At 42.1% G+C, this 2667-nt stretch carries 4 protein-coding genes; 2 read left to right on the top strand and 2 right to left on the bottom strand.

Going from position 1 to position 2667, the window contains the following annotated elements; translation table 11 throughout:
* Positions 1–111 precede the first annotated feature (111 nt).
* Positions 112–285 carry a DUF6435 family protein gene (locus CXF78_RS21305; RefSeq protein WP_011637976.1) on the top strand — a complete coding sequence of 58 codons (174 nt, stop codon included), beginning with the start codon at positions 112–114 and terminating at the stop codon, positions 283–285.
* 240 nt (positions 286–525) lie between these two features.
* The gene (locus CXF78_RS19740; RefSeq protein ID WP_102037716.1) at positions 526–855 is read left to right on the top strand and encodes a hypothetical protein; all 330 of its coding nucleotides are present in this window, start codon (positions 526–528) and stop codon (positions 853–855) included.
* Positions 856–867: 12 nt separating this feature from the next.
* Here CXF78_RS19740 and msrQ read toward each other — a convergent pair whose 3' ends face one another.
* The gene (gene msrQ / locus CXF78_RS19735) at positions 868–1473 is read right to left on the bottom strand and encodes a protein-methionine-sulfoxide reductase heme-binding subunit MsrQ (protein WP_102037715.1); all 606 of its coding nucleotides are present in this window, start codon (positions 1471–1473) and stop codon (positions 868–870) included.
* Complete coding sequence (msrP, locus tag CXF78_RS19730; RefSeq protein ID WP_102037714.1) at positions 1473–2510, bottom strand: protein-methionine-sulfoxide reductase catalytic subunit MsrP; 1038 nt, start codon at positions 2508–2510, stop codon at positions 1473–1475. The genes msrQ and msrP overlap by 1 nt, the downstream gene beginning before the upstream one ends.
* Positions 2511–2667 lie beyond the last annotated feature (157 nt).

Genomic DNA, 2667 nt, shown 5'->3' with positions numbered 1-2667 from the left:
TAATCAGATTTGCATAACGAGGAACACGGTGTAAAAGAGCGTGAATGATATTGGGCTGAAACCCCGCAGCATTCGTACCATATGCAATTAATCATCACGAAGGGCTACACAATGTTTTCATTTTTAAAGCCAGACCCAGTCAAAAAATTACGTAAAAGCTACGATTTAATACTCGAGCAAGCCATGCAAGCACAGCGTAAAGGCGATATAAAAACCTATTCGTTGCTCACTGCGGAATCAGAACAGGTTTGGGCTAAAATTGCCGCTTTAGAAGCTGTAAAATAAAGGTCATTTGTTTTACTAACAAGGCGCAATGCCGTTAGCGGAACAAAGATCGGTTTGATAGCCGTTAATATTATAAGCAGATGTAATTAAGTAATATGTGAACCACAATCAAGATTCGGCCCCCATTTAACGTTATGCTGCGTCAGTCAAGGTCAATTAATACGCTAGTAATACTGGCAATGATGTTATTGACTCGTTACTGATGACATTTGTTATCGCACGTTATTGAGGAGAATTTGTATGTGGTGGCGAGTAACCATTATTAGCTTGGCTTACCTATTATTGGGCGCACATTTCTTACGATTCGATCAGCACATAATGGCTATTATCGCCATTTGTTTACCATTGCTGATGTTCATTAGACATTCATTTGTGCGTACATTGCTCAAACTGGGGTTATTGATCAGCGTAGTATTTGTGTGGGCGGTAACCACGTTCAATTTCATTGATATGCGCATCGCACTCGAACAGCCTTGGTTAAGATTGGCCATTATCATGATATCAGTGATGATCTTTACCGTATTTGCGGCGTTTTCAACCAACGGCCTCAATCAAAGATTGAGGCGTTAGTCATAATGAGGGTTATTTTTTCGGCTTCAGCCATTTATAAATACTGTCTTTGCGGTAAAACAATAACACCGCAAATAACGCAATATAAATGCTAGGTTCAATGATTTCAGACTTTACCGACCAATAAAAGTGGATAGGCGCCAATATTGCGGCCAGATAAATCCAATTGTGCAATGATTGCCAGCGTTTACCCATACTGCGTTTAATCCGGTTAGGAGAAGTTATCGCCAGCAACAAAATGATAATCAAGGTCGCCGCGCCAACTAAAATATAAGGTCGCTTTATGACCTCTTCAAACAATAATCCCCACGCAAACAGCAAATCTAAGCTAATAAACGCACTGATGTGCAGCAGCGCATAGGCGCACACATACAAGCCCACCAAACGACGAGTTTGCATCAGCGCTGCTATTTTAAATCGCTTGGCGATAGGTGAAATAAGCAACGTCGCTAATAGGCTATTAATCGCGCCCATGCCGGTGTAGTGAATAATGTACTGCACCGGATCGCCGCCCGCATTGTCAGTTAACACTAGTGCCACGAGATAAAAAGCAGGCAACAAAAAACTAATATGCAACAACACCTTTAGCCAAAACAGACCTCGAGGGCTTATCCGCATTAGTAAAACTTCCTCAAATCGATATTTTTGTATAAATCGGCCACTGAATTGCCATAACCATTGAACATTTGCGTAGGAATACGTTTAGCAGAAAATAAACCGCCTTCGCCAATACTGCGCTCAGATGCTTGCGACCAACGAGGATGGTCAACTTCTGGATTTACATTGGCGTAAAAACCATACTCACTTGAGGCCAATTGATTCCAGCTTGTCGGTGGCTGCTTATCCATCACCCGAATACGCACAATAGACTTAATACTTTTAAAGCCATATTTCCAAGGCACGACTAAGCGGATTGGCGCACCATTTTGTGGCGGCAAGGTTTTACCGTATAAGCCTACGGCTAAAAACGATAAATCATTCATGGCCTCGGCAACCGTTAAACCCTCAACATACGGGTAATGGATCCCGCCGCCCATTAAGCGACTCTTTTGTCCAGGCATTTGGTCTGGGTCAAACAGGGTTTCAAAGGCAATGTGGGTAGCATTACTTTGCACGCCGGCTTGTTTAAGTAAGCTAGCTAACGAAAAACCGACCCACGGAACCACCATCGACCAAGCTTCAACACAGCGTAAGCGATAAGTGCGTTCTTCAAGGGCAAAACGGGTTGTCAGCTCATGTAAATCTAAGGTAATCGGTTTATCGACTAAACCATCGATGGTTAGCGTCCACGGATCAACCTTAAACCCTTGGGCATTATCAACCGGGTCCGATTTGCTGGTACCAAACTCATAGAAATTATTGTGACGAGTCACTTTATCTTCAGGGGTTTTCGGATTAGGTAACACAAACTTGGCTGGGGTGGCGTATTGCAAGCCTTGAGTTACAAAAGGGTTTTGCGCTTTTTGCTCGCCAAATAAATCAAAAATACCGGCTTGAACTTGACCAGGTAAACTCGCTCCCAATGCACCTAACCCCAAAGCTTTAATGATATTACGACGATCATTAAATACCGACTCAGGCGTAACTTGGTTATCAGGAATATGCCAAGAAGCACGTTTTTGTATGCCTTGAGTAAAACGTTTTTTACCGGTCATAAATCACCTCGTTAAAATATTTGTCGACAGCCAAGTATTAACATAATCTGCCTTACGTCTCTCAATAGACAGGTAAAAAGCTATTTTTATTTCAGCTGATGGTTAAAAGACTTAAAAACCGTCAACCTTTATCTATTGATAAAATAACACACTGAAC

The sequence above is a fragment of the Shewanella sp. 11B5 genome (assembly GCF_002836795.1).
GTDB lineage: Bacteria > Pseudomonadota > Gammaproteobacteria > Enterobacterales > Shewanellaceae > Shewanella > Shewanella frigidimarina.
The sequence above is the reverse complement of the archived record's forward strand: the minus strand, read 5'-3'. Positions and strand labels throughout refer to the sequence as shown.

What these genes read in the sequence shown, in the direction of transcription:
- msrQ (WP_102037715.1), bottom strand. Translation starts at nt 1,473, where the DNA reads ATGCGGATAAGCCCTCGAGGTCTGTTTTGGCTAAAGGTGTTGTTGCAT.
- CXF78_RS21305 (WP_011637976.1), top strand. Translation starts at nt 112, where the DNA reads ATGTTTTCATTTTTAAAGCCAGACCCAGTCAAAAAATTACGTAAAAGC.
- CXF78_RS19740 (WP_102037716.1), top strand. Translation starts at nt 526, where the DNA reads ATGTGGTGGCGAGTAACCATTATTAGCTTGGCTTACCTATTATTGGGC.
- msrP (WP_102037714.1), bottom strand. Translation starts at nt 2,510, where the DNA reads ATGACCGGTAAAAAACGTTTTACTCAAGGCATACAAAAACGTGCTTCT.